Below are 21,188 nucleotides of genomic sequence, written 5' to 3'. Positions count from 1 at the left end.
TTGTGTCTTCAAAAGCTTGCGCTGTCGGTGGAAAGGAGGAGGGTTATCTGACGGTCAGCCCGAGCGCCCGTCGTTTCATGACGCGGGCGGCAAGCGAGATATTGACCGAGCGTTTAGAGCGGTAGTTCGTGGCCAATGCCGCCGCGTTGCCTGCTTCTTGGAAAGCGCCTGCTCGGCCACGCGAAGCGTCAGGCCGGCGTGGCGCCAGAGGGCGTGGACGATGGCGAGGCTGACACGCGCCGTCGAGCACAGTTCGAAGCGCTCAGGTTTGCCCGCGCTAGCCGAGCGTCGTGCGCTCATCAGCATGTCGCAATCGAACAGTTCGCCGAGCGCTGCCCGGCTTTCTCCGAATGCGGTTACGATGTCGAACTCGGTGAACAGGCCCGAGCGCCAGCTGTCAGTTTGCGGGATATTTTTCATTTACGCTGTCGAGAACTAAGGGCCTGCTCGCGATCAGGAAGTCCGCTGGAGGCGGTACGAGCCGGCAATCGATTTCATCGTCTCAGCTAGAAGGGAGATAGCTGGGATGGAGTGACATGCCCCGGACGCGTACGACAAAAGCCGCGGCCGGGTTACGATCCCGCTTTGAGGCGCACGGGTTCTCGAAGGGCATATGAAGTCACGATCAGCATGCAGCTATCGTAAATGCGACGGCGCATATGTCAAGGCGATGGGCCCGATGTGCTGAGCCGTCGCAGTCTCCAGGTGCTTCCGTCGTCGGTGCCAGCGGCCTCTGTTCGGCTTAGCCAAGCAAGATCGCCGACCGCGGCGCAGTCGCCGAATTGAACGGAACCACGGCGAACCCGGCGCTGTCCGTCACCCGGGTCCAAAGGCGGTTTCAAGCCGGGGCGCCTTCCACGGAGCCAACACAGGCGATGCCTTCCCGAGTAGGAAAAAATCCCGGCGGCTACCCGAATATTGGAAGAGCGATCCCACTCAGGCTTTGGGTCTGGTTTTGCATTGATTGAGAACCGGGCGCGGAGCTGTCACATTATCAGGGTCGCTTGATGTGCAGCCATCCTCCCGGCTGGGATAGCGATGTTCCCTCTGGAGGTTATACCTCTCACTTTGAGGCCGCCGTCTGAATGGTGGCCTTTTTCTTTTCAAGGTCTCGACTGCTGGCAAAACCACACCCAAAAGGGGCGGACTTGCGGACTCGAAATCGCCGTGGTAACGTTCCCACGAATTCATGCCATGGGAGGGCGTGTTTGATGCAGCGGAGGCGACCGACGATCATTGACGTCGCGCGCAAGGCAGGGGTGTCCAAGAGCACCGCCGGCCGGGCACTCTCCGGCGCGTCCAATGTTACGGACGAGGCGCGCGAGCGGGTCCTCGATGCTGCCCGCGCCGTCGGCTATGAGCGCAACGATCTCGCCGTCGGCATGCGGTCCGGCCGCACCGGTTTGCTCGGCCTTGTCATTCCAGACATCACCAACCCGTTCTGGGCCGAGGTGGCGCGCGGCGCGCAGGATCGCGCCGCCGAAAACGGGACCTCGCTCCTGGTGTTTTCTTCCGATTGGGATCACAGCCGCGAAGCCAGCCATCTCCGGGCCCTGCGGCAGGCGCGGGTCGATGGCGCCATCATCAATCCGGTCGCCGACAATTTCGACGATCTCGACCGGTTCGGGCTGCCCTTCGTGCTGATCGGTTCGAGTGCCGAGCGTTTTCCCGCGACCTCCAGCGTCGGTTCCGATATCGCCCAGGCCGTACGGCTCGGCATGGACCACTTGGTTTCCAAGGGGCACCATGCACCGGCACTGATCCTGGGGCCGAAGTCGCGCATCGCGCGCGCCCGGTTTCTGCGGACCTTCCATGAGCATTGCGTCGATCGCGACATCGACCCGGCGGCATTGCCGATGGAGGATGGCGAATACACCGTTGAAGGTGGGCGCACGGCGATGATGCGGCTCCTGCAACGCGACCGGGTCGGCCATCTCGCTGTATTCGCCGCGAACGATCTCATGGCGCTCGGCGCCATGGTCGCCGTGCGCGAAGCCGGGTTGCGCTGCCCGGACGATGTCTCGATCCTGGGGTTCGACGGCATTCCCGCCGGGGCGTTTTCCTGGCCGGGACTGACGACGGTCGCGAAGCCCGGGCGGGAGATCGGCGTGCGCGCCGTCGACTGCCTGTTCGACGAAATCGCCGGCCGCCCCGAGCATGGCCGGGTGTTCATGCCATGCCGGCTTATCGAGCGCGGCTCGTTGGCCGATCTGTCGCTCAACCAGCCCAGACGCGTAGCCAGCTCCGGGAGGGGGTAAGGGAATGACCAATCGCGAGGAGGCGATGATTTCGCCTAAGTTTGGGAACGTTCCCAAATCGAGCGCACGCCGCAGGCCGGGACGCCTCGCGCTCGCCGCCGATGGCTGGCGTCGCTGGTGGCCCTATTACGTCATGATGGCGCCGGGCATCCTGTTCTTCCTCGTCTTCCATTACCTGCCGATCTGGGAAGCGCGCATCGCCTTCGAACAGGTCAGGATCGTCCCGCCCAACATCTGGGTGGGCATCAAGCATTTCCAGGTGCTGTTCTCCTCGCCGGTGTTCTGGCAGGTGCTGGCCAACACGCTGATCATCTCGGCGATGAAGATGGTGTTCTTCCTGCCGGTGCCGATCATCGTCGCGCTGTTGCTGAACGAGGTCCGCGGCGGTTCGCTGCGCAAGTTCATCCAGTCGGCGATCTACCTGCCGCATTTCCTGTCCTGGGTGGTGATCGCCGGCATCTTCATCGCCGCGCTGTCGCCGACCGACGGTGCCGTCAACAATCTCATGGGCATGGCCGGCATGGCGCCGCGGTCGTTCATGACCGATACCGGCGCCATCCGCTGGGTGCTCGTTTTTACCGAAATCTGGCGTTCGGCCGGTTGGGACAGCCTGCTCTATCTCGCCGCCATCATCGCCATCGACCAGCAGCTTTATGATGCCGCCGAGATCGACGGCGCAAACCGCTGGCAGAAGATCCGCCACGTCACCCTGCCGGGCATCGTGCCGACGATCGCGACGCTGTTCATCCTCAATGCCGGCATGTTCCTCAACGCCGACCTCAACCAGGTGATCAATCTCTCCAACGACGTGGTGCGCAGCAAGATCGATATCGTCGATACCTATGTCTACCGCATCGGGTTGCAGACCGGCGAATACTCGCTGGCAACGGCGGCCGGCCTGTTCAAGGCCGTGCTCGGCACGATGATGATCGTGATCGCCCACTTCGTCTCCAAGCGCCTGACCGGAAAGGGAGTCTGGTAATGGCCCTGTCGCGCAAGACTCCGCTCGAACGCATCGAATATGCGATCATCGTTTCGACGCTGCTGCTGCTCGTCGTCGTCACGGTCCAGCCGATCCTGAACCTTCTGGCCATCTCGCTTTCGGAACCCGGCAAGGTGCCGGGCATGAGCGGCTTGAGGATCGTGCCGGACGGGCTTTCGTTTGAGGTCTGGAGCGTTCTGCTGCAGCACCCCAATGTGCAGCGTGGCATCTTCAACTCGATCTTCATCACCGCCGTCAGCACCGTGATCGGCGTCGTCGGCACCGCGTTGATGGCCTGGGGCCTTTCGCGACCGGGTTTGCCCGGCCGCAAGGCGTTGTTCATCCTCGTACTCGTCACCATCGTCTTCGAGCCGGGCATCATTCCCGATTACTTCGTCAACAAGCGCTTGGGCCTGCTCGACAGCTACTGGTCGGTGATCCTCTTCAAGGCGGTCAATGCCTGGTACCTGATCATCCTCATCCGCTTCTTCGAGGAGATCCCGAAGGAGCTGCTGGAAGCCGCCGAACTCGATGGTGCCAACCCTTTCCAGGTCTTCTGGCATCTGGTCCTGCCGCTGGCCAAGCCGGCGCTCGCGACCATCTCGCTGTTCTACCTCGTTTTTCACTGGAACGAGTTCTTCCGCGCGATGATCTACCTGAACGACCAGGAGAAATGGCCGCTGCAGGTGGTGCTGCGCCAGTTCGTCATCGACGGCGACAAGGTCGCGATCGTCGGTGCCAACAACGCCAGCAACAACACCGGCGCCAGCCAGATCAACCTGCGCGCGCTCAAGGCCGGCATGATCCTTCTGACCATCGTGCCGATCCTCGCGATCTACCCGCTGATCCTGAAATTCTTCACCAAGGGAACCATGAGCGGCGCGCTCAAGGGCTAGTGCGAGACGAGTTCAAACAAAGAAGCCTATCTAAACGGAGGAGACGAAATGCTTAGAAAAATGGTCCTGCTGGCATCGACAGCCCTGGCGCTCAGCCTCGGCGCGGCCGCCCCGACAATGGCCGAACCGATCAAGATCCGGGTCGTGTCCAAGGACTTCACCCCGTCCAATCCTGACGACGTCAAGCACCTGCAGCGCATTGAGGACGCGCTCAGGGCGCAGGGCACCGATCTCGACATCGAACTCGTCGACCTGCCGTCTTCCGGCTACGCCGACAAATTGTCGGTCATGCTGCTGTCGGGCGACATTCCGGACCTGATCTATTTCCAGGGCGGCGACGCCAAGATGGTCGAACAGGGCGTGCTTGAAGACCTCGGCCCGATGCTGGCCGACACGAAATATCTCAAAGACGCGCTGTGGCCGCACAATGTCGAGCGGCTGAAGAACTATCCCTACCTGCTCTATGTCTATCCGGTGCGCGGGCCGCAGCCGGTGATCCGCAAGGACTGGCTGGAAAAGACCGGCCTCAAGGCGCCTGAAACCGTCGAAGACTATGTCACCCTGTTCAAGGCCATCAAGGACAGCGATCTCGACGGCAACGGCGTCGCCGACAGCTACGGCGTGACCACCGCCGACAACACAAACGAGCTCGATTCTATCTTCAACCAGGCATTCGGCATCACCGGCACCTGGATGAAGAACGCAGGCGGCGAGTGGGTGCATGCGCGCGTCACCGCTGAGGAGAAGGACAAGATCGCCTTCTACGCCTCGCTGCGCGAACAGGGCCTCTACGATCCAGAGTACATCACCACCAAGTTCGACGTGAAGGAAGACAAGTTCTACACCGGCAAGGCAGGGGTGATCTTCGGCTCCTCCGGCGAGGTCATCGACATCTATGGCGGCAAGATGCGCCAGGTCCATCCGGGCGCCGAGCTCGTGCTTCTGGCGCCGCCGAAGGGACCGGGAGGCCAGGGCCTCGCCGCCGTCGACGTCTCCAAGGAATCGCGCGGCCTGGCGATCTCGACCATCTCCGAGCACAAGGCCGAAGTGATGAAGCTGCTGGACTTCATGGCAAGTCCCGAAGGCCAGATGTTCGACCGCCTCGGCTTCGAGGGCCAGGAATACACCAAGGACGGTGATGCCTATAAGGTCACCGACAAGATCGCGACCTGGTACGCCCGCTTCATGGTTGCGGCCAACTGGACCCCGCCCGTCGTCTGGCAGTCCGAAGCGGCCCAGCAGTCGCTGGCGACGATCCAGGAAGACTTCAAGCCGGACAACACCTTCGTATGGCCGGCCGACTACGCCGCCGATCTCGATGCGACCGAAAACGTCTATCGGTCCTGGGTCTACAAGTTCATTTCCGGCGCCGCCAAGATGGATCAGTGGGACCAGTATGTCGCGGAGTGGGAAGCGGCCGGCGGCAAACGTCTCAATGACTATGCAAGGACGGTTCTAGATGCAGAAAAGTAGCGTTCAAGGGCTCTCCCTGAAGGGGAGGGTCCGCGCGCTCATCCATGGTGTCGCTCTCGGCGACGCCATGGGGGCGCCGGTCGAAAAACTGTCGGCCGCCGAGATCGCGGCGCGATATGGGCGGGTGACGTCGCTTAACACCGAGTGGCACAAGATGTCGCTCGACGCCACGGCCCGCAACGGCCGGGTGCGCGGCAACGGCATTGTCACCGACGACACGCTGATGACGCTCTGCCTGATGGATATCTATGGCGAGGTCGGCAGGCATCTCGATGCCTGGGACATGGCCGACGGCATGGTCAAACAGATCGCCTGGGTGTCGCGCTACGTGCCGGAACTGCAGCGCGAAGCGATGCTGATCGAGCGGCTGTTCTATCCGGAAAAATGGATCTTCCAGCGCCATCAGCTGGCATCTTGCGATCCGCGCCAGGGCGGCATCGGCAACATGGTCAATTGCGGCGCGGCGATGTATGTGGCGCCGATCGGTGTCGTCAACGCCTGCGATCCGAAGGCTGCCTATGACGAGGCGATTGCGTTCGCCTCCGGCCACCAGGAAAGTTTTGGCCTTGAAGCAGCCGGTGCATTCGCCGCCGCGGTTGCAGCGGCCTTCATTCCGGCCACCGATATCGAAGGCGTGATCGGTACCGTTCTGGCGCTGGCCAAGGACGGCACGCGCAACGCCATTACCGACATCGCCGAAGTGGCGCGCAAGCTCAAGGCACAGGGCGCCGACTATGCGACGGTCGTCGCCGCGTTCCATAAGGCCATCGCGCCCTATTCTCCCATGGGCGACGACGTCAACCACACCGCTGCCAAGGCCGGACGGCTGACTGGCGCCTATCAGCCCAACCGCCTCGGCTCGATCGAAGAACTGCCTTTGGCGCTTGGATTTTGCCTGTTCAACGGCGGCGATTTCCGCCGCTCGATCGAGGACGGCATCAATTCCGGCCGCGATACCGACTCCATCGGCGTCATGGCCGGTGCGATCCTTGGCGCGATGCACGGCGAAGGCGTCATCGACGCTGCCGACTGCGCCTTGCTCGACCAGGTCAACAGGCTCGACCTCACCGCCTCCGCCGATCGGTTCACCGAAACGGCAACAGCCATTCTCGCTGTAGACCAGGCGACCGCCGACAGGCGGGCCAGCTTCCGCGCCGCCCTCACATTTTGATTGATAACGAAAGACGCATGATGCCCAAGCTCAGCAAAGAGATGATTTACGAGAAGATCTATGCCGGTTTCATCGGCAAGGCCATTGGCGTTCGCCTTGGCGCGCCGGTCGAGCCGACGATCTGGAGCTATGAGCGCATCCAGAAGACCTACGGGGAAGTCACTCAGTACCTGCGCGATTTCAAGAATTTCGCCGCAGACGACGACACCAATGGCCCGGTCTATTTCATCCGCGCGCTGCGCGACTACGGGCTCAAGGCCAGCGCCGCCGACGTCGGCAAGACCTGGGTGAACTATGCCGCCGAAGAGCACGGCATGTACTGGTGGGGCGGCTTCGGCGTCTCGACCGAACACACCGCCTATCGCAACCTGCGCGCCGGCATTCCGGCACCGCAATCAGGCTCGATCGCTCAGAACGGCGCAACGGTCGCCGAGCAGATCGGCGGCCAGATCTTCATCGACAGCTGGGGCTGGGTGCATCCGGGCGAGCCGCAAAAGGCGGCCGACGCCTCCGCCCGCGCGGCAAGTGTTGCTCACGACGGCGACGGCTTGAATGGCGCCCGCTTCTGCGCCGCCGCAATCGCCAAGGCATTCGAGGCAACGTCGATCGCCGAGGTGATCGCCGCTGCCATGGCGACCATCGACGCGAAATCGACCTATGCCCGCGTGGCGCAGGCCGTCATCGACTTCCACAAGGCCAACCCCGGCAACTGGCGGGCCTGCCGCGACATGCTGACCGCTGAATGGGGCTATGACCGCTATCCCGGCGTCTGCCATATCATCCCGAATGCCGGCGTCACGGTTATGGCGATCCTCTATGGCGAAGGCGATCTGCCGCGCACGGCCGAGATCGCGACCATGGCCGGCTGGGACACCGACTGCAATGCCGGCAATGCGGGCGCCATTGTCGGCACGTTCCAGGGGCTCCAGCCGAACTGGGACAAATACCGCAAACCCATCAACGACTTCATCGTTGCCTCCGGCATCGTCGGCTCGATCAACATCGTCGACATCCCGTCCTTTGCCCGGGAACTGACGGTGCTTGCGCTGCAACTGCGCGGCGACGACGTGCCGGCCCTTTGGCTGGAAGACTTCACCCGCCGCGGCGTCCGCTTCGATTTCGACCTGCCCGGTTCGACCCATGGTTTCCGCACCGAGGGCTTCAACCAGATCAGCCTCAAGGGCTCGAGCGAAAGGCAGACCGAAGGGTCGCGCGGTTCGCTCGAAATCCAGCTCGATCGGCTCGAGCGCGGCCAGGGCGGACGGATCTTCTGGAAGCCCTTCTATCGCCGCTCCGATTTCGACGACGAGCGTTATCGCCCGATGTTCTCGCCGCTGGTCGATGCCGGCCAGAAGGTGTCGTTCAAGCTGTGGCTCGACCCGTGGAACGGTGACGGAAACCTGCGCGTCGCGCCCTATATCCGCCGGGCGATGTCTGGCGCGATCGAGGAGACCGGCGCGTGGCACCTGCCCAATCATGAAGGCTGGCAGGACTATGGATTTACCGTACCTGAGGGCGTGGAGGCGATCGACGAGATCGGCATTCAGGTCGAATATTTCGGCCGACTGAAATTCCTCGGCCGCCTGTTCCTCGCCGATTTCAAGGTGGAAGGCCCGGGCAAGGCCGTCATCGATCCCAAGGCGGAAGTGCAGGAGTGGGGCGCGATCTCGCGCTTTACCTGGAACCGTGGCCACTGGACCCTGCAGGATGGCCGTATTCACGCCCATACGGCCAATGATGCCGATATGTGGACGGGCCATTACTACGCCCGCGACGTCAAGGTCCTGGCGGATGTCCGGCCGCTCGCCGGCCCGTCGCAACTTGTTACGGCCCGCGTGCAGGGCACCAGCCGGTTCTATGCCGCAGGCTTCGACGGCGACGACGTGGTTATCCTCAAGGAGGATTTCGGCACCACCGTTCTCGCGCGTGCCCCGTTCAAGCGCGAGAACGGAAAGGACTACGGTTTCGCGTTTTCCGTTGAGGGCAATGCCTTGTCCTTCGCGATCGACGGCAAGCCGCTGATCGAGGCAAGCGACGACCAGTTTGCCTATGGCATGGCCGGCCTTCGCCTCGGTGCGCTCGGTCGCATGAGCGTCGGAACGATCGCGATTGTCGAGACCGCCTGAGCGGCTTTGATCCCGCCTGCCGGTCCGTGAAACGGGCCGGTGGGCGAGCAAGGAGCGCATCGGCCTATCAAGTGGGAGGAGAGACCATGTCCGAGATTGAACTGCGGAGTGTGGGCAAGAGCTACGGCAGCCTGTCGGTGCTCGATGATATTTCGCTGGACATGGGCAGCGGCGAATTCGTGGTCCTGGTCGGCCCGTCCGGCTGCGGGAAGTCGACGCTGCTGCGGATGATTGCTGGGCTGGAAGACATCAGCGCCGGCGAAATCACCATCGGTGGCCGTATCGTCAACGACATGCCGGCCAAGGAGCGCGACCTTGCGATGGTGTTCCAGAGCTACGCGCTCTATCCGCACATGAAGGTCGCCGACAATATGAGCTTCGCGCTGAAGCTTGCGGGCGTTTCGAAGACCGAGATCAATCGTCGCGTCAACGAGGCCGCCGATATTCTAGGGCTCGAGCATCTGCTTGAACGACTTCCGCGCGAACTGTCGGGCGGCCAGCGCCAGCGCGTGGCCATGGGGCGCGCCATCGTCCGCGATCCCCGCGCCTTCCTCTTCGACGAGCCGCTTTCCAACCTCGACGCCAAACTCCGGGTGAAGATGCGCGGCGAGATCAAGAAGCTGCACCAGCGCCTGGGCAAGACGACCATCTACGTCACCCACGACCAGACGGAAGCCATGACCATGGCCGACAAGATCGTGGTTCTGAACGGCGGCAAGATCGAGCAAATGGGGCCGCCGCTGGACCTCTACAGAAATCCGCAGAACCTGTTCGTCGCCAGCTTCATCGGCTCGCCCGAGATCAACCTGCTCAGCGGCGAGGTCGACGGCCAGATGCTGCGGCTTGCCGATGGTGCCCGCCTGCCGTTGCCGCCCGGTCATGGGCTCGCAGAGGGTCGCAAGGTGGTCTATGGGATACGTCCGCAGCATATCCATCCTGCCGACAGCGGCATCGCCGCCGAGGTCGTGCTGGTCGAGCCGACCGGGGAGGCGCAGGAGGTGATGCTGCGGGTTGGGGCCACCGATTTCACCATGGTTCTCGGCGAAAGCGCGCTGTTGCAATCGGGCGCAAACGTGACTGTCGGTTTCGACACCGCCAACTTGCTACTGTTCGACGACAAGACGGGCGGACGCATCCAATGAGCGAATTTGCCAGAAAACACTGGGACCCGAGCGCCGAGGGCCCTCTCGAAGGGATTAGGGTTCTCGACCTTTCGCGTCTGGTCGCCGGCAACATGCTGTCGCTGCAGCTTGCCGATTTCGGCGCCGACGTGATCAAGATCGAACCGCCGGCCGGCGACCCGCTGCGCGAGTGGAAAGACGAAGGGCTGTCGCTGTTCTGGAAGACCTACGGGCGCAACAAACGTTCGGTGGTCCTCAACCTGCGCGAAACGGCTGACCGCGAGGCGCTCTGGGCGCTGGTGGCGGGTGCCGACGTCCTCATCGAGAATTTTCGCCCGGGTACCTTGGAGCAAATGGGTTTTGGCCCGGAGGCGCTCTTGGCGCGCAATCCCGATCTCGTCGTCGTGCGCATTTCCGGCTTCGGCCAGACCGGGCCCTATGCGGCATTTCCCGGCTTCGGAACCATCGTCGAAGGCATGAGCGGCTATGCGTACCGCACCGGCTTTCCCGATCGGGAGCCTGTCTTGCCGCCGCTGGCGCTCGCCGACATGATCGCCGGTGTCTACGGCATGTCGGCGACGATGACGGCGCTCTTTGCGCGCCAACAGGGCAGGGCGCGCGGGCAGGTCATCGACCTGTCGCTGCTGGAGCCGATCTTTTCCGTGCTTGGCCCCGAGGCCGGTATCTATGCGCTCAACGGCACGGTCAAGGAGCGCATCGGCAGCGCCTCGAACACCGCCTGCCCGCGCAACGTCTACCGATGCGCCGATGGCAAATACGTCGCGCTCTCCGGTTCGACGCCGGCCGTCGCCCGGCGGATATTCGAGATCATCGGCCGCGCCGACATGAACGACGATCCACGCTTCCGCTCCAACAGCGAGCGCCTGAAACACCGCGATCTGGTTGATGAGGCGATCGGCGCCTGGTTTGCCGTCCGTTCTCATGACGAAGCGCTTGCCATCATGCGCGACAGTGGCGCAACGGTCGGACCGATCTACAATATTGCCGACGCCGCTGACGACGCGCATTTCGCCGAGCGCGAGGTCATCGTGTCGCTGGACGATGCGCAGCACGGCGCGCTGCCCATGCACAATATCGTGCCGCGCATGTCCGAAACACCGGGGCGCTTCCGGCGCCCGGCGCCGGCGCTTGGGGAGCATACGGCCGAGGTGCTGGCAGAGGTGGAGCTTTCCCCGGCGACGGTCGCGGCGGTCGTTGCAGGGACTGCCCGATAAGGCTGCGACACGACTGCATAATTCCTTAAGTCGGAATCGATTTAAGTATAAAATTATGCAGCAAGTTCAAATTGCTACAGCGTCCTTTGCGCGTCATATTTGACGCGCGGCGCTGCAGGCGGGCTGGAGGTCGCCTCGAAAGACGAGATGGATTTTGTTGCCATCGGGATCGCGCAGATATGCGCCGTAGTAGCCGTCTCCATAATGCGGGCGTGGACCGGGAGCGCCCTCGTCCGTACCGCCGGCAGCGAGGCCCGCAGCGTAGGCTCGGTCGACCGCCGCAGAAGCCGGCGCGAGAAAGGCGACCATGCTGCCGTTTCCGATGCTGGCGGGTTTCCTGTCGAACGGTTCATAGACGTAAAAGCGGGGCAATGCCTGACCCGGCGCGATCCAGCAGGACGATGCCGGCCCGCCATCGGGAGAAACTGGTCGCTGGACGAGGCCGAGAGGTTCGAGAACGGCGTCATAGAAGAGGGTGGCGCGACCGAGATCGCTGCAGCCGACCGTGACGTGGCTGAACATGCTCATGCCCTGCCGACCGTTGGCGCATCACCCGCCAGTATGGCGCCCGCAAGGTCCAGATCGACGTTCCGGCCGGATAGCGTGACGGCAAATGTTCTGCCTTCGAGCGGTATTTTGCCGGCGAGCACGGCCGCCAACGCCACGGCGCTTCCCGGCTCTAGTGCGAGGCCGAATTCGCTGAAGGCGACGCGCATCGCCTCCTTTGCCTCGTCATCCGTGACAGCGAACGTGCCGGCCAAATCAGGCTTGATGATCTCGAAGGGGATCTCTGCCATATAGAGCCCGCTGATGGCATCGCAGATCGAATGGCCGCCGGGTGCCAGATTGATGCGTTTGCCGGCGGCGAGCGAGTTTGCCATCTTCTCGAAACCGACGGCCTCGACGCCATAGACCTTGGTGGCCGGAGACATCTTGCTCAGGCCCAGCAGACAACCGGCGGTCAGTCCACCGCCGGAGCAGCAGGTAAGCAGCACGTCGATCCGGGCGTTCAGCTTTGCGGCTTGCTTGGCCATTTCAAGCGCGACGGTGCCGGCGCCGGCAACCACCCAGAAATCGTCGGCCGGCGGAATAAGCACCCGATTCTCGCGTTCGGTGATTTCGGCGGCAACGTCGGCGAGGTCCTTCATCGGAACCATGACGACGCGTGCCCCATAGGCCGCGATCCGTTCGACCTTTGCCGCCGGTGCGGTCTCAGGTACGACAACCACGGCTGATGTGCCCATCAGTCCGGCGCAATAGGCAATCGCAAGGCCGTGATTTCCGGAAGAGCGGGCAACGACGCCACGGCGCCGCTCGTCGTCGGTCAGCGACCCGACCCTGTTGACCGCCCCACGCAGCTTGAACGAACCGGTAACCTGCAGGTTTTCAGCCTTGAGCAGCAACCGGCCTCCATATTTCCGGTTGAGGTAGGACGATTCCAGCAGCGGCGTCTCGATGCAGTAGCTGCCGATCAACCGAGCGGCGGCTTCGACGTCCTGCAACGTCGGCAAGGAAGGTGCGGAGGAGGCGGGAAAGGTCATGAGATGATCCGGTGCTGCAATTTGATTTACAAATGCACCGATGGCATAAGAGTGCAATTGATATATTGCCCTCGGAGCATTTGAGATGCTGGATTACCGCGCCGTCGCCGACGCCGTTGCCGCCGAGATCGCCTCCGGAAAACTGCCGGCCGGTGCGCGACTTCAGCCGCAGCGAGCCTTTGCCTATCAAAGAGGAATAGCGGTCTCGACCGCGAGCCGCGTCTATGCCGAACTTGTCCGCCGCGGTCTGGTTGTCGGCGAAGTCGGGCGCGGAACCTTCGTCAGGACACCGGACCGGCCGCAGTCCACGCGGATCAGCGAGATCGCCGACGCGCCGATCGATTTGCAACTGGCGACATCGGGTTCCCTGGAGCAGGCGGCCCTGATGGCGCCGGCGTTCGAGAGCCTGGCCAACCCGGCGGTGCTCCTTGGCGCCATGGACGCTCTCGGTCCCTTCGGGCCAAAGGGAGCAGGCGCGATCGTTTCGCACTACCTCGGGCACGATCACTGGACCCCCAGGCCCGATGGCATCCTCTTTGCCGGTGGTGGGCGTCAGGCGATCGCGTGCGTGATGGCGGCCCTTTGCAAGCCCGGCGATCGCGTCGGCGTCGAGCCGCTGACCTACCCTTCGATCATCCGTATGGCGGCGCGGCTCGGCTTGCAGCTCGTGGCACTTGAGGTCGACAATGACGGTGTCGATATCGCGGCCCTTGCCAGGGCGCATCGCACCAAGCCGCTTGACGCGATATACATCCAGCCGACGATCCATAACCCGCTCGGCTTCTCGATGTCGCACGCGCGGCGGGCTGCTCTCGCCAAAGTGCTTGAAGAGACCGGGATCTTCTGCATCGAGGACGCGGCCTTTGCCTTCCTTTCCGACGCGACACCGCTTGCGGCCTATGCGCCGGAGCAGGTCATCTATGTGAACAGCATGCAGAAGCGACTTGGGCCGGGCATCGGCGTCGGGTTGGTCGTCGCGCCGCCGTCGACCAAGGATCGCATTGCCGCTGTGATGCGCGCCGGTGGCTGGATGGCGTCGTCGTTATCCATGCGCCTGGTGTTATCGTGGATCTCGGACGGCACAGCCGCCCGTGTCACCAGCCTGAAGCGGAAGGACGCGGGCGATCGGCAGTTGCTGGCGGCGCGAATCCTCGGCCGCGCGCCGCCGCCGGCAGGTAGCAACGCGTTTTATGTCTGGCTCGAACTCCCCGAGGCATGGAATGCCGAGGCGTTCGTATCGGCCGCCGCTTTGCAAGGTGTCGCCATCACGCCTGCTGGCGTGTTTGGTGCCATCCCAGGGCGTGCGCCAAACGCGGTGCGGGTCGCGATCTCCGCTCCGCCGCTCAAGGACCTGGAGCGCGGGCTTCACGTGATCCGATCCCTGCTGGCCTCCGTCCCCGGCGACGCTGAGATCGAATGACGGAGAATTGACGCAACCGGCCGCAGGGCCGTGCGCGCTTCATCCAGGCATCATCGGTCCCTCAGCGAACCGTGATCCCGCTGACACCACCGCTCCCACCATGACGAAATGCGGCTCGCGTCAGCCGACAAACAGCGCGCGCAGCCGGGCAAACAGGCCGCTGCGTTCGCCAGTCAAAATTGACCGGACGAGCTTAGCTGCCGTCTCGGCGTTCACCGTTGCACCGAAGTGGCAATAGCAGATCACGCCGTGTAGCTGCCAGTCGCGTAGTTCGAAGAACCGGAGCGCCTCGCCGTAGGTGTCGTCTTCCATGCCGGCGGCACGCAGCATGGGGTCGTCGAATGCCACGGAGATTGGCGAGCCGTCGTTGCGCAGGGTATCGCGCACGGTGGCCGGCTGGTGCTCGGTTTCATAGAGCGTCGCCAGATGTCGGGTCGGGCTCTGCTCAAGAAGCGCCGCCCAGCGCTCAAGACGTTCCCTGCGAGACATGCTCAGCGGCCGATAGTCCGGTTCGATCTGTGCAAAGACCTGCAATTGCTCGCGTGTATGGTGCTTCATTGTCGCCTCCATTTGGACGATTGATGCTCTGCGCCAGCCCATTTTTCCCTGTGGGAAAGCGTGACTCTTGTTGGGTGCGAAGTCCAATCACGATGACGCTTTGCCCTGCGCTTCCAAGCCGACGCCGCGGCAAATCATCCACAGGCAACGCGCCTGCTCCCGGCTGAAGATCCAGATTTTGACATCTTGTGGGATCACTCAAATTGCATTGTGACGGAGGCATTCATGAAAACGAAAGCGCGCGATCGCGAACTCATCGACGTGATGAGACGATACTTTGTGGCAAAGGCTGAACTCACCGCGCTGCGTGCGTTGCTGGAGCAGGCCAGGCGCGTCACCGGCGAGGACATCGGCAGCTTTTACGATCCGCGCACCAATACCAGCCACGCCGATCACATCCTGCGCTCCCATGCCCTCAACGCCGAGATGCGTTCGCTGATGGATCGAGCCGAAGCCTGGGGGAAGCAAGAGGTTGCGGTGCTGGCAAGAGATGTCGTGACAGGAGATCAGGAGTCCGAACCGTTGCCAGCGGATGAGCCGGCCGCATCTGATCCGGATTGAAATTGGATTGAGGGCAGGACGGCGCCGTCGGTTCATGCCTTGCGATCCGCACGTGTGCCTGCTGTTGCCCGCGCCCGGCACCCAAGCCTCGCCTGGGGGGCCCTCGATGATATCGCAAAAAGCGCTCACCGCACTCAATTGGTCCTTATCGTCTCCTGCCGCGCGCCGTTCTCGACGATCACTCAATCAGCGTCGATCGGATGATGCGGGCCGCTGTTGTCGCGCTGACGGTGGTTCCGAAGTGACAATAGCAGATGACTTCGTGCAGTTGAGCGTCGCTCAGTTCGAAGAAGCGCTTTGCTTCGCCGTAAGTGTCGCTCTGCAATCCGGCCGAGCGCAGCGCCGCATCCGCGAACGCAACCGAGATCGGCGAATTGTCGCTGCGCAACATGGCGCGGACCTCGACGGGCCTGTACTCGGTTTCGAAGATTGTTGAGAGAAGCTGCTGCGGTATCAGCTCGAGAAGTTCCGCCCAGCGTTCAAGACGTTGATTGCGAGACATGCTTGCTGGCCGCAGGTCCCGTTCAACCTGCGCAACGGCCAGCAGTTGCTCGCGCGTTCGGTGCTTCATTGTCGCCTCCATTCAGACGATAGATGCTTTGCGCCAGCCCATTTTCTGTCGTGACTCCACAAGGCTGCGAAGTCCAATCACGATGGCGTTTCGCAGGCGCAAGCGTCATGCCGGTGCAGGCTGGTACGAGGTCACGACCCCTTGTCCTTCGGCGATGCCCAGCTGATCTCCGTGCGAGTTCAACGGATCGTAAGGTCAGGGGTGGTTCCGCAGCAGATCTGAAGAGCGGAGCGAAGTGCCAATCCCGGTGCACACGGCACTTGTGTCATTCGAAGAGGTTTTTCAGTCTTTGCGGGGTCGTTTGGAATAAAGTCTGCAATTGAAAGTAGAATAAGCTGCAAATGCTCGGGGAATATCTGTCGGTAAACTATCACAGGTTTCGACTATCGATGTAAATTCCTGGTTGAATTCTGGAAGCCCTTGATACAAACTCTATCGAGCAATCGTTTGTCCAAAGTGCTTCCCGACTATCGCCCGAAAGGCTTAGACGCTGCCGTTGAGTTTTTCTGCGCGGGGGACGCTGATCAATATTGGCGCAACCGCCTAAAGGTACAAATGGCTTTCTTTTTGCAAACCTTTGGCGGTCTGAAGCTTGTTGATCCGGAAGGACGACAGGTCGCCTATCCCGAAAAAGGTTTGTTACTTCTCGCTTATTTGCTGACGACCAGAGAAGGAGCCGAACACCGGACGGCGATGGCCGCATTCCTGTGGGGCAACGAAGACAGTGCCGTTTCTCTCGTGAACATGCGCAAGATGATCTCGAGGATCAGGCTCCGCCAGAAGGAACTCGGAGTGCAGTTCCTGTCCTTTACTGACAGTATGATCCTGGTTGATCGAGTATCCCTATTGTCGGATATGGTTTGGACCATCGATGGGGACGTTGCCGAGCCTTTGGCCCAGCTCGGCAACCTTGCGACGCTGATGCATCGCTCTTTCCTTGGGCAGGTCGGCTGTCAGAGCGGTGAATTTTATGGCTGGGTTGCCGAGCAGAAGGACCGCCAAAACGCTCTACTCAAGGCTTTGTTGAGAAAGGCGTCGCGCTCGGCGCGGTCGGAGGAAGATGCCGAAGTTCTGAAGGACGCGGGGATCCTGCTGCTCGGAGTCGAACACGCGGATTCGGACACGCTGCAATTGCTTGTCGAAGTCTTTCACGCCGAAGATCAAGTCGATCATCTCAGCAAGATTGTCGAGAGGCGAAGCCGTGCGCTTGCACGCGGCGCCGATCTCGTGAACGCTACGGCGAACAGAAGCATGCGGGAAACGGCGCCGGGCGCCGGGGTGAACGCTCGTCCCGCGAGCATGTCGGAACTCGGCTCCCAGGCCGGATCTGCAGAGGTCCGCCAACAGACGGTTCCTCGTCTGGTGCTGCTGCCCCCGAGCGACCACGCCGGGCACCCGGACAGCCGTTTCATCGCAAACGCCTTGATCGAGGACATCACGATCGGATTTTGCGCCTTCAACAGCCTTCAGGTGATTGCGCATCATTCTGCCGTCCAGATAGGTCGTCAGTTCGAGGGTCGGACCGATTTCTTCGAGCGTCATTCTCTCAGCTATATCCTCGATAGCCGGTTCAACAATCACGATCGCGACGGCACGTTGTTCGTTCAGCTCGTCTTCTTTCCTGACAACGAGGTTGTGTGGGCGGAACGGTTCAGTCTGAACCATCCGGACCTTGTCGGTACCCGACACGTGATCGCGCGAAACATCGCGCTTTCGGTTTCAAGCGAGATCGAACGGCATGAGGCGGCGCGCATCTATCGCGAACTGAACCCGGCTGCGTATCATAGTTATCTCGTTGGAAGGCGACACTTGAACCGGCTCACGCTTCCGGATCTGCGGCGCGCGCGCAAGGAGATGAAGGCCGCGCTGCATGCGAGCGCCGATTTTGCGCCGGCTCTGAGTTCGATCGCCAGGACCTACTCCAAGGAATGGCTGCTGACGGCACGTGGCGATATCGAACTGCTGAAGTCGGCCGAGGTGTTCGCGATGCGTGCCATCGATGCCCGTCGGAATCTGGCTGACGGCTATCGCGAGTTCGGCGTGGCCAAGCTGCTGCAGGGGGGCTTCGATGAAAGCGCCGAAGCGATGGAGCTGGCCGAGACGCTTGGTCCCCACCACGCGGATATCATCGCCGACCATGCCGATACTCTCGTGCATTGTTCACTTCCCGGCAAGGCGTTGCAAAAGATCGAACGCGCGATCGAGCTCAATCCTTTGAGCCCGGACTCCTATCTTTGGACCGCGGCGGGAGCGAACTACGCGCTCAGCGAATTCGAGACCTCGCTCGACTTCATCGGGCGGATGGCCGATCCGAGCCTGGCGGACAGGCTGTCGGCTGCAAACTGGGCGATGTTGGGCCAGCGGGACAAGGCGCGCGCCTTTGTTCGCCGAGTGCGCGAAGCCAACCCCAATTTCGATCTGGACACATGGCTTGCCGCCGTTCCCAGCAAGGAACAATGGCACAAGGACCTCTATCGAGAAGGCTTGAAGAGGGCGGGATTTTAGACCAGGCAAATCCATAGCAAGAGGGGAAAACGGATGGCCAAAGTTGTTGTCATAGGTATCGAAGGCGAAGAGGGTCTTTGGGTTGTCGATCTGGATGCTCGCAGCGTCGAGCCACTTGAAGCACCGAAGGCAGGCGGACTGAAGACAGTTGCCGATTTGCGCGCGGCAGGGGTGAGCGTGATCAAGGGTGCGGACGTGGCGTTGGTCGTCAAGTCGGCCGCCGCCGCATCATCGGGCCACTACGAGGGGTAGGGCTTCGCTCTAAAAACCAGAGCCTAGTCCTGAGCCTACTTCAAAGTGCTAGCGCGACCTTTGCGCGTCTGACAAGACGCGCGGCGCTGTCGTGCCTTTGACGTGATGAGAGCGGCGAGGACTATGCTGAAACGGCTGCGCGCGTTCAGAACGTCATTGTAGCGATTTTGAATAGACCCTGAGCCTCGCGGCCTGTTCGTAGCCGCTTGCCTTGTAATATCCTGCAGCGGCGCCCTGACCTTGCGACAAAAGCCATGCGCTCGAGAAACCGGCGTTCCGGGCTTCAGCCTCGAGCAGTTTGAGCAGCTGTTTCCCGATGCCTCTGGCCTGGTGAGATGGAAGCACCGCGATCTCAGGTATATACAGGCCTCGGCCTGAAGCCGACGTATGAGGAAGGCCGATGGCAAACCCATACAGCCTGCCATCCTCCAGTGCCCCGACGCCCAGCCACCCCGGAGTGGTCGACAACTCGCCCATGCGTGCCGCCGCCCTGTCAAACGTCCACTCCTCATTCCAAGGCGGCTCAACATATGCCTTGACGATAATGGTAGCCGCCTGCAACGCGTGGTCCTGATTTATCCGCTGGAAGATGACCGGCATCCAAGCTCCGCTGCGTAACGTGCTGTTAAGGCAGAAATCACAGTCACTCAGTATTCCAATCGCGGGCCGAGAACAACTCTACGGTATCGCTGGTCGTCATCGAAACGCGCTGATTGAAGCGCGAATGCTGCCGGCAAGTTTTGCATTCGGAATGGATCGGTCATGATTTTGGTCTACCGACCTTCGCGGTCCTGCTTCGCTGACGCTATCGATGAAAGCAGTGCAAAAAGGCGGAAGGCTGATGCGATGCGCAGGTCCCCGAACTGCAACAATCCGAGGCATCCGGCGGATGGCCAGCAAAAGAATCAAGAAAGCCGGCGAGGTGCCGGCTTTCTCTGGATGTGAAGGCGATCATGCCGTCTGGAGCACAGCCGCCGGTTCCGGGTCCTCTATGGACTTGCCGGCATTGTAGACGGTCTCGTCGAGAATGCCTTCGCGCTTGGAAACGATCGTCGGCACCAGTGCCTGACCGGCGACGTTGACGGCGGTGCGGCCCATATCGAGGATCGGGTCGATGGCAAGCAGCAGGCCCACACCCTCGAGCGGAAGGCCAAGCGTCGACAAGGTGAGCGTCAGCATGACTGTCGCCCCGGTCAGGCCGGCGGTCGCTGCCGAGCCGAGCACGGAGACGAAGATGATCAGCACATATTCCTGAAGCCCAAGCGGCACGCCGAAGAACTGGGCGATGAAAATCGCCGAGATCGCCGGGTAGATCGCAGCGCAACCATCCATCTTGGTCGTTGCGCCGAGCGGGACCGCAAAGGCCGCAAACTCGCGCGGCACGCCGAGGCTCTTTTCCGTCACGGTTTCGGTGACGGGCAGGGTGCCGACCGAAGAGCGCGACACGAAAGCAAGCTGGATCGCCGGCCAGGCACCGGCGAAGAAGCGCGAGGGCTTCAGGCCGTGCGCGATCAGCAGTGCCGGATAGACGACAAAGAGCACGATGGCGAGGCCGATATAAACTGCCGCGGCATACCAGCCGAGCTGCGCGAGCGTTCCCCAGCCATATTGCGCCACGGCGCGGCCGAGCAGGCCGATCGTGCCGATCGGCGTCAGGCGAATGACCCACCACAGGATCTTGCGGACGATGGCGAGAAGCGACTGGTTGAAGGCGAGGAAGGGCTTGGCCGCTTCGCCCGCCTTCAGCGCGGCTGCACCGAAGGCGATGGAAACGACGAGGATCTGCAGCACGTTGAAATTCAGCGACGTGCTGGCGCTTCCGTCCGTCAGCTTGGTGCTTGCCTCAAGGCCCAGCATGTTGGCGGGCACCAGGCCCTTGAGGAAATCAAGCCAGGAGCCGGCATAGGATGGCGCCTTGGCAGCCTCCTGCGACACGGCCGAGCCGATGCCCGGCTGAATGATAAGGCCGAGCGCGATGCCGATGATAACTGCAATGAGCGACGTGATCGCGAACCAGAGGAGCGTCTGCCAGACCAATTTCGCCGCATTCTGGAGCGTCGCCAGATTGGCGATGGACGCGACGATCGCCGTAAAGACGAGCGGTGGGACCAGGGCGCGCAAAAGCTGCACGAAGATGGAGCCGATGGTCTGGAGCGTCACGGTCAGCCAGTTGGGGTTGCCGGCCGCATCGGCACCCATATTTCGGGCGATGAGGCCGAGCAGCAGCCCGATGACCATGGCTGCCAGAACTTGAAAGCCGAACGACAGGAAAAACGGCTTCGACGGGGATTTGGTAGTAGCTTGGGACAAGATTCACACTCGATTGATGGCAGGCGAGGAGCGTTCGCAGAGAGCTTCCGCAACTGGCGCAATCTAGTCAAGCTTGCTGCCTGGGATAAGCAATGCTTTGACACGTGGCCCACCATAGGTGGAATAATTTTCCTGCGCGTAGCGGTCGCCGGTCCGCGCTCTTCCGCGCCGGCACAATCCAGCCGCCGTTCGAATGAGGCGGTTTCGC

Annotated in this window: 19 protein-coding genes; 12 read left to right on the top strand and 7 right to left on the bottom strand. The window is 62.1% G+C overall.

What is annotated here, in order from left to right; translation table 11 throughout:
* Positions 1–75 precede the first annotated feature (75 nt).
* Positions 76–420 (bottom strand): hypothetical protein, encoded by a 345-nt coding sequence (locus BC363_RS30975; protein WP_065785106.1) that lies wholly within the window; start codon positions 418–420, stop codon positions 76–78.
* Positions 421–1,211: 791 nt separating this feature from the next.
* Here BC363_RS30975 and BC363_RS30970 point away from each other — a divergent pair.
* From BC363_RS30970 to BC363_RS30935, 8 genes are all read left to right on the top strand, one after another.
* On the top strand, positions 1,212–2,258 hold the full coding sequence (locus tag BC363_RS30970) for a LacI family DNA-binding transcriptional regulator (protein ID WP_065785105.1): 1,047 nt from the start codon (positions 1,212–1,214) through the stop codon (positions 2,256–2,258).
* 4 nt (positions 2,259–2,262) lie between these two features.
* Complete coding sequence (locus BC363_RS30965; RefSeq protein WP_083223595.1) at positions 2,263–3,240, top strand: ABC transporter permease subunit; 978 nt, start codon at positions 2,263–2,265, stop codon at positions 3,238–3,240.
* Positions 3,240–4,136, top strand: coding sequence for a carbohydrate ABC transporter permease (locus BC363_RS30960; protein WP_065785104.1), 897 nt, complete (start codon positions 3,240–3,242; stop codon positions 4,134–4,136). Before BC363_RS30965 ends, BC363_RS30960 begins: the two co-directional genes overlap by 1 nt.
* A 48-nt stretch (positions 4,137–4,184) precedes the next feature.
* Positions 4,185–5,609: an extracellular solute-binding protein gene (locus BC363_RS30955; protein WP_244519982.1), complete on the top strand. Its 1,425-nt coding sequence runs from the start codon at positions 4,185–4,187 to the stop codon at positions 5,607–5,609.
* Positions 5,596–6,780 carry an ADP-ribosylglycohydrolase family protein gene (locus BC363_RS30950; RefSeq protein ID WP_065785102.1) on the top strand — a complete coding sequence of 395 codons (1,185 nt, stop codon included), beginning with the start codon at positions 5,596–5,598 and terminating at the stop codon, positions 6,778–6,780. Before BC363_RS30955 ends, BC363_RS30950 begins: the two co-directional genes overlap by 14 nt.
* Positions 6,781–6,797: 17 nt before the next feature.
* A complete protein-coding gene (locus tag BC363_RS30945) occupies positions 6,798–8,906 on the top strand; it encodes an ADP-ribosylglycohydrolase family protein (RefSeq protein WP_244519981.1) in 2,109 nt (702 codons plus the stop codon).
* An 86-nt stretch (positions 8,907–8,992) separates the two neighbouring features.
* The gene (gene ugpC / locus BC363_RS30940; RefSeq protein WP_065785101.1) at positions 8,993–10,048 is read left to right on the top strand and encodes a sn-glycerol-3-phosphate ABC transporter ATP-binding protein UgpC; all 1,056 of its coding nucleotides are present in this window, start codon (positions 8,993–8,995) and stop codon (positions 10,046–10,048) included.
* Positions 10,045–11,262: a CoA transferase gene (locus BC363_RS30935; RefSeq protein WP_065785100.1), complete on the top strand. Its 1,218-nt coding sequence runs from the start codon at positions 10,045–10,047 to the stop codon at positions 11,260–11,262. Before ugpC ends, BC363_RS30935 begins: the two co-directional genes overlap by 4 nt.
* 93 nt (positions 11,263–11,355) lie before the next feature.
* Here BC363_RS30935 and BC363_RS30930 read toward each other — a convergent pair whose 3' ends face one another.
* Together BC363_RS30930 and BC363_RS30925 are read right to left on the bottom strand one after the other, a co-directional pair.
* Positions 11,356–11,784: a VOC family protein gene (locus tag BC363_RS30930; protein WP_065785099.1), complete on the bottom strand. Its 429-nt coding sequence runs from the start codon at positions 11,782–11,784 to the stop codon at positions 11,356–11,358.
* Between the two features lie 2 nt (positions 11,785–11,786).
* The gene (locus tag BC363_RS30925; RefSeq protein WP_065785098.1) at positions 11,787–12,803 is read right to left on the bottom strand and encodes a threonine/serine dehydratase; all 1,017 of its coding nucleotides are present in this window, start codon (positions 12,801–12,803) and stop codon (positions 11,787–11,789) included.
* A gap of 85 nt (positions 12,804–12,888) precedes the next feature.
* On the opposite strand from BC363_RS30925, the gene BC363_RS30920 reads away from it, so the two are divergent.
* On the top strand, positions 12,889–14,223 hold the full coding sequence (locus BC363_RS30920; protein WP_065785097.1) for a PLP-dependent aminotransferase family protein: 1,335 nt from the start codon (positions 12,889–12,891) through the stop codon (positions 14,221–14,223).
* Between the two features lie 120 nt (positions 14,224–14,343).
* On the opposite strand, the gene BC363_RS30915 is transcribed toward BC363_RS30920, so the two are convergent.
* Positions 14,344–14,781, bottom strand: coding sequence for a hypothetical protein (locus tag BC363_RS30915; RefSeq protein WP_065785280.1), 438 nt, complete (start codon positions 14,779–14,781; stop codon positions 14,344–14,346).
* A 225-nt stretch (positions 14,782–15,006) separates the two neighbouring features.
* Between BC363_RS30915 and BC363_RS30910 the strand changes: the two genes are divergently transcribed.
* Positions 15,007–15,342, top strand: coding sequence for a hypothetical protein (locus BC363_RS30910; RefSeq protein WP_065785096.1), 336 nt, complete (start codon positions 15,007–15,009; stop codon positions 15,340–15,342).
* Between the two features lie 178 nt (positions 15,343–15,520).
* Here the strand turns inward: BC363_RS30910 and BC363_RS30905 are convergent, their stop codons facing one another.
* Entirely contained in the window at positions 15,521–15,913 is a 393-nt protein-coding gene (locus BC363_RS30905) for a hypothetical protein (protein ID WP_065785095.1), read from the bottom strand.
* 555 nt (positions 15,914–16,468) lie between these two features.
* On the opposite strand from BC363_RS30905, the gene BC363_RS30900 reads away from it, so the two are divergent.
* Both BC363_RS30900 and BC363_RS30895 read left to right on the top strand, forming a co-directional pair.
* A complete protein-coding gene (locus BC363_RS30900; protein ID WP_065785094.1) occupies positions 16,469–18,418 on the top strand; it encodes a hypothetical protein in 1,950 nt (649 codons plus the stop codon).
* Positions 18,419–18,451: 33 nt separating this feature from the next.
* Entirely contained in the window at positions 18,452–18,670 is a 219-nt protein-coding gene (locus BC363_RS30895; RefSeq protein ID WP_065785093.1) for a hypothetical protein, read from the top strand.
* A gap of 153 nt (positions 18,671–18,823) precedes the next feature.
* Here BC363_RS30895 and BC363_RS30890 read toward each other — a convergent pair whose 3' ends face one another.
* Positions 18,824–19,270, bottom strand: a complete 447-nt coding sequence (locus tag BC363_RS30890; RefSeq protein WP_065785092.1) for a GNAT family N-acetyltransferase — start codon at positions 19,268–19,270, stop codon at positions 18,824–18,826.
* Between the two features lie 351 nt (positions 19,271–19,621).
* Positions 19,622–20,980 carry a dicarboxylate/amino acid:cation symporter gene (locus BC363_RS30885; protein ID WP_065785091.1) on the bottom strand — a complete coding sequence of 453 codons (1,359 nt, stop codon included), beginning with the start codon at positions 20,978–20,980 and terminating at the stop codon, positions 19,622–19,624.
* Positions 20,981–21,188 lie beyond the last annotated feature (208 nt).

Source organism: Ensifer sp. LC384, assembly GCF_001695865.1.
Classification (GTDB): Bacteria; Pseudomonadota; Alphaproteobacteria; order Rhizobiales; family Rhizobiaceae; genus Ensifer.
Note: the sequence above shows the minus strand (reverse complement) of the source record. Positions and strands in the feature narration are given on the sequence as shown.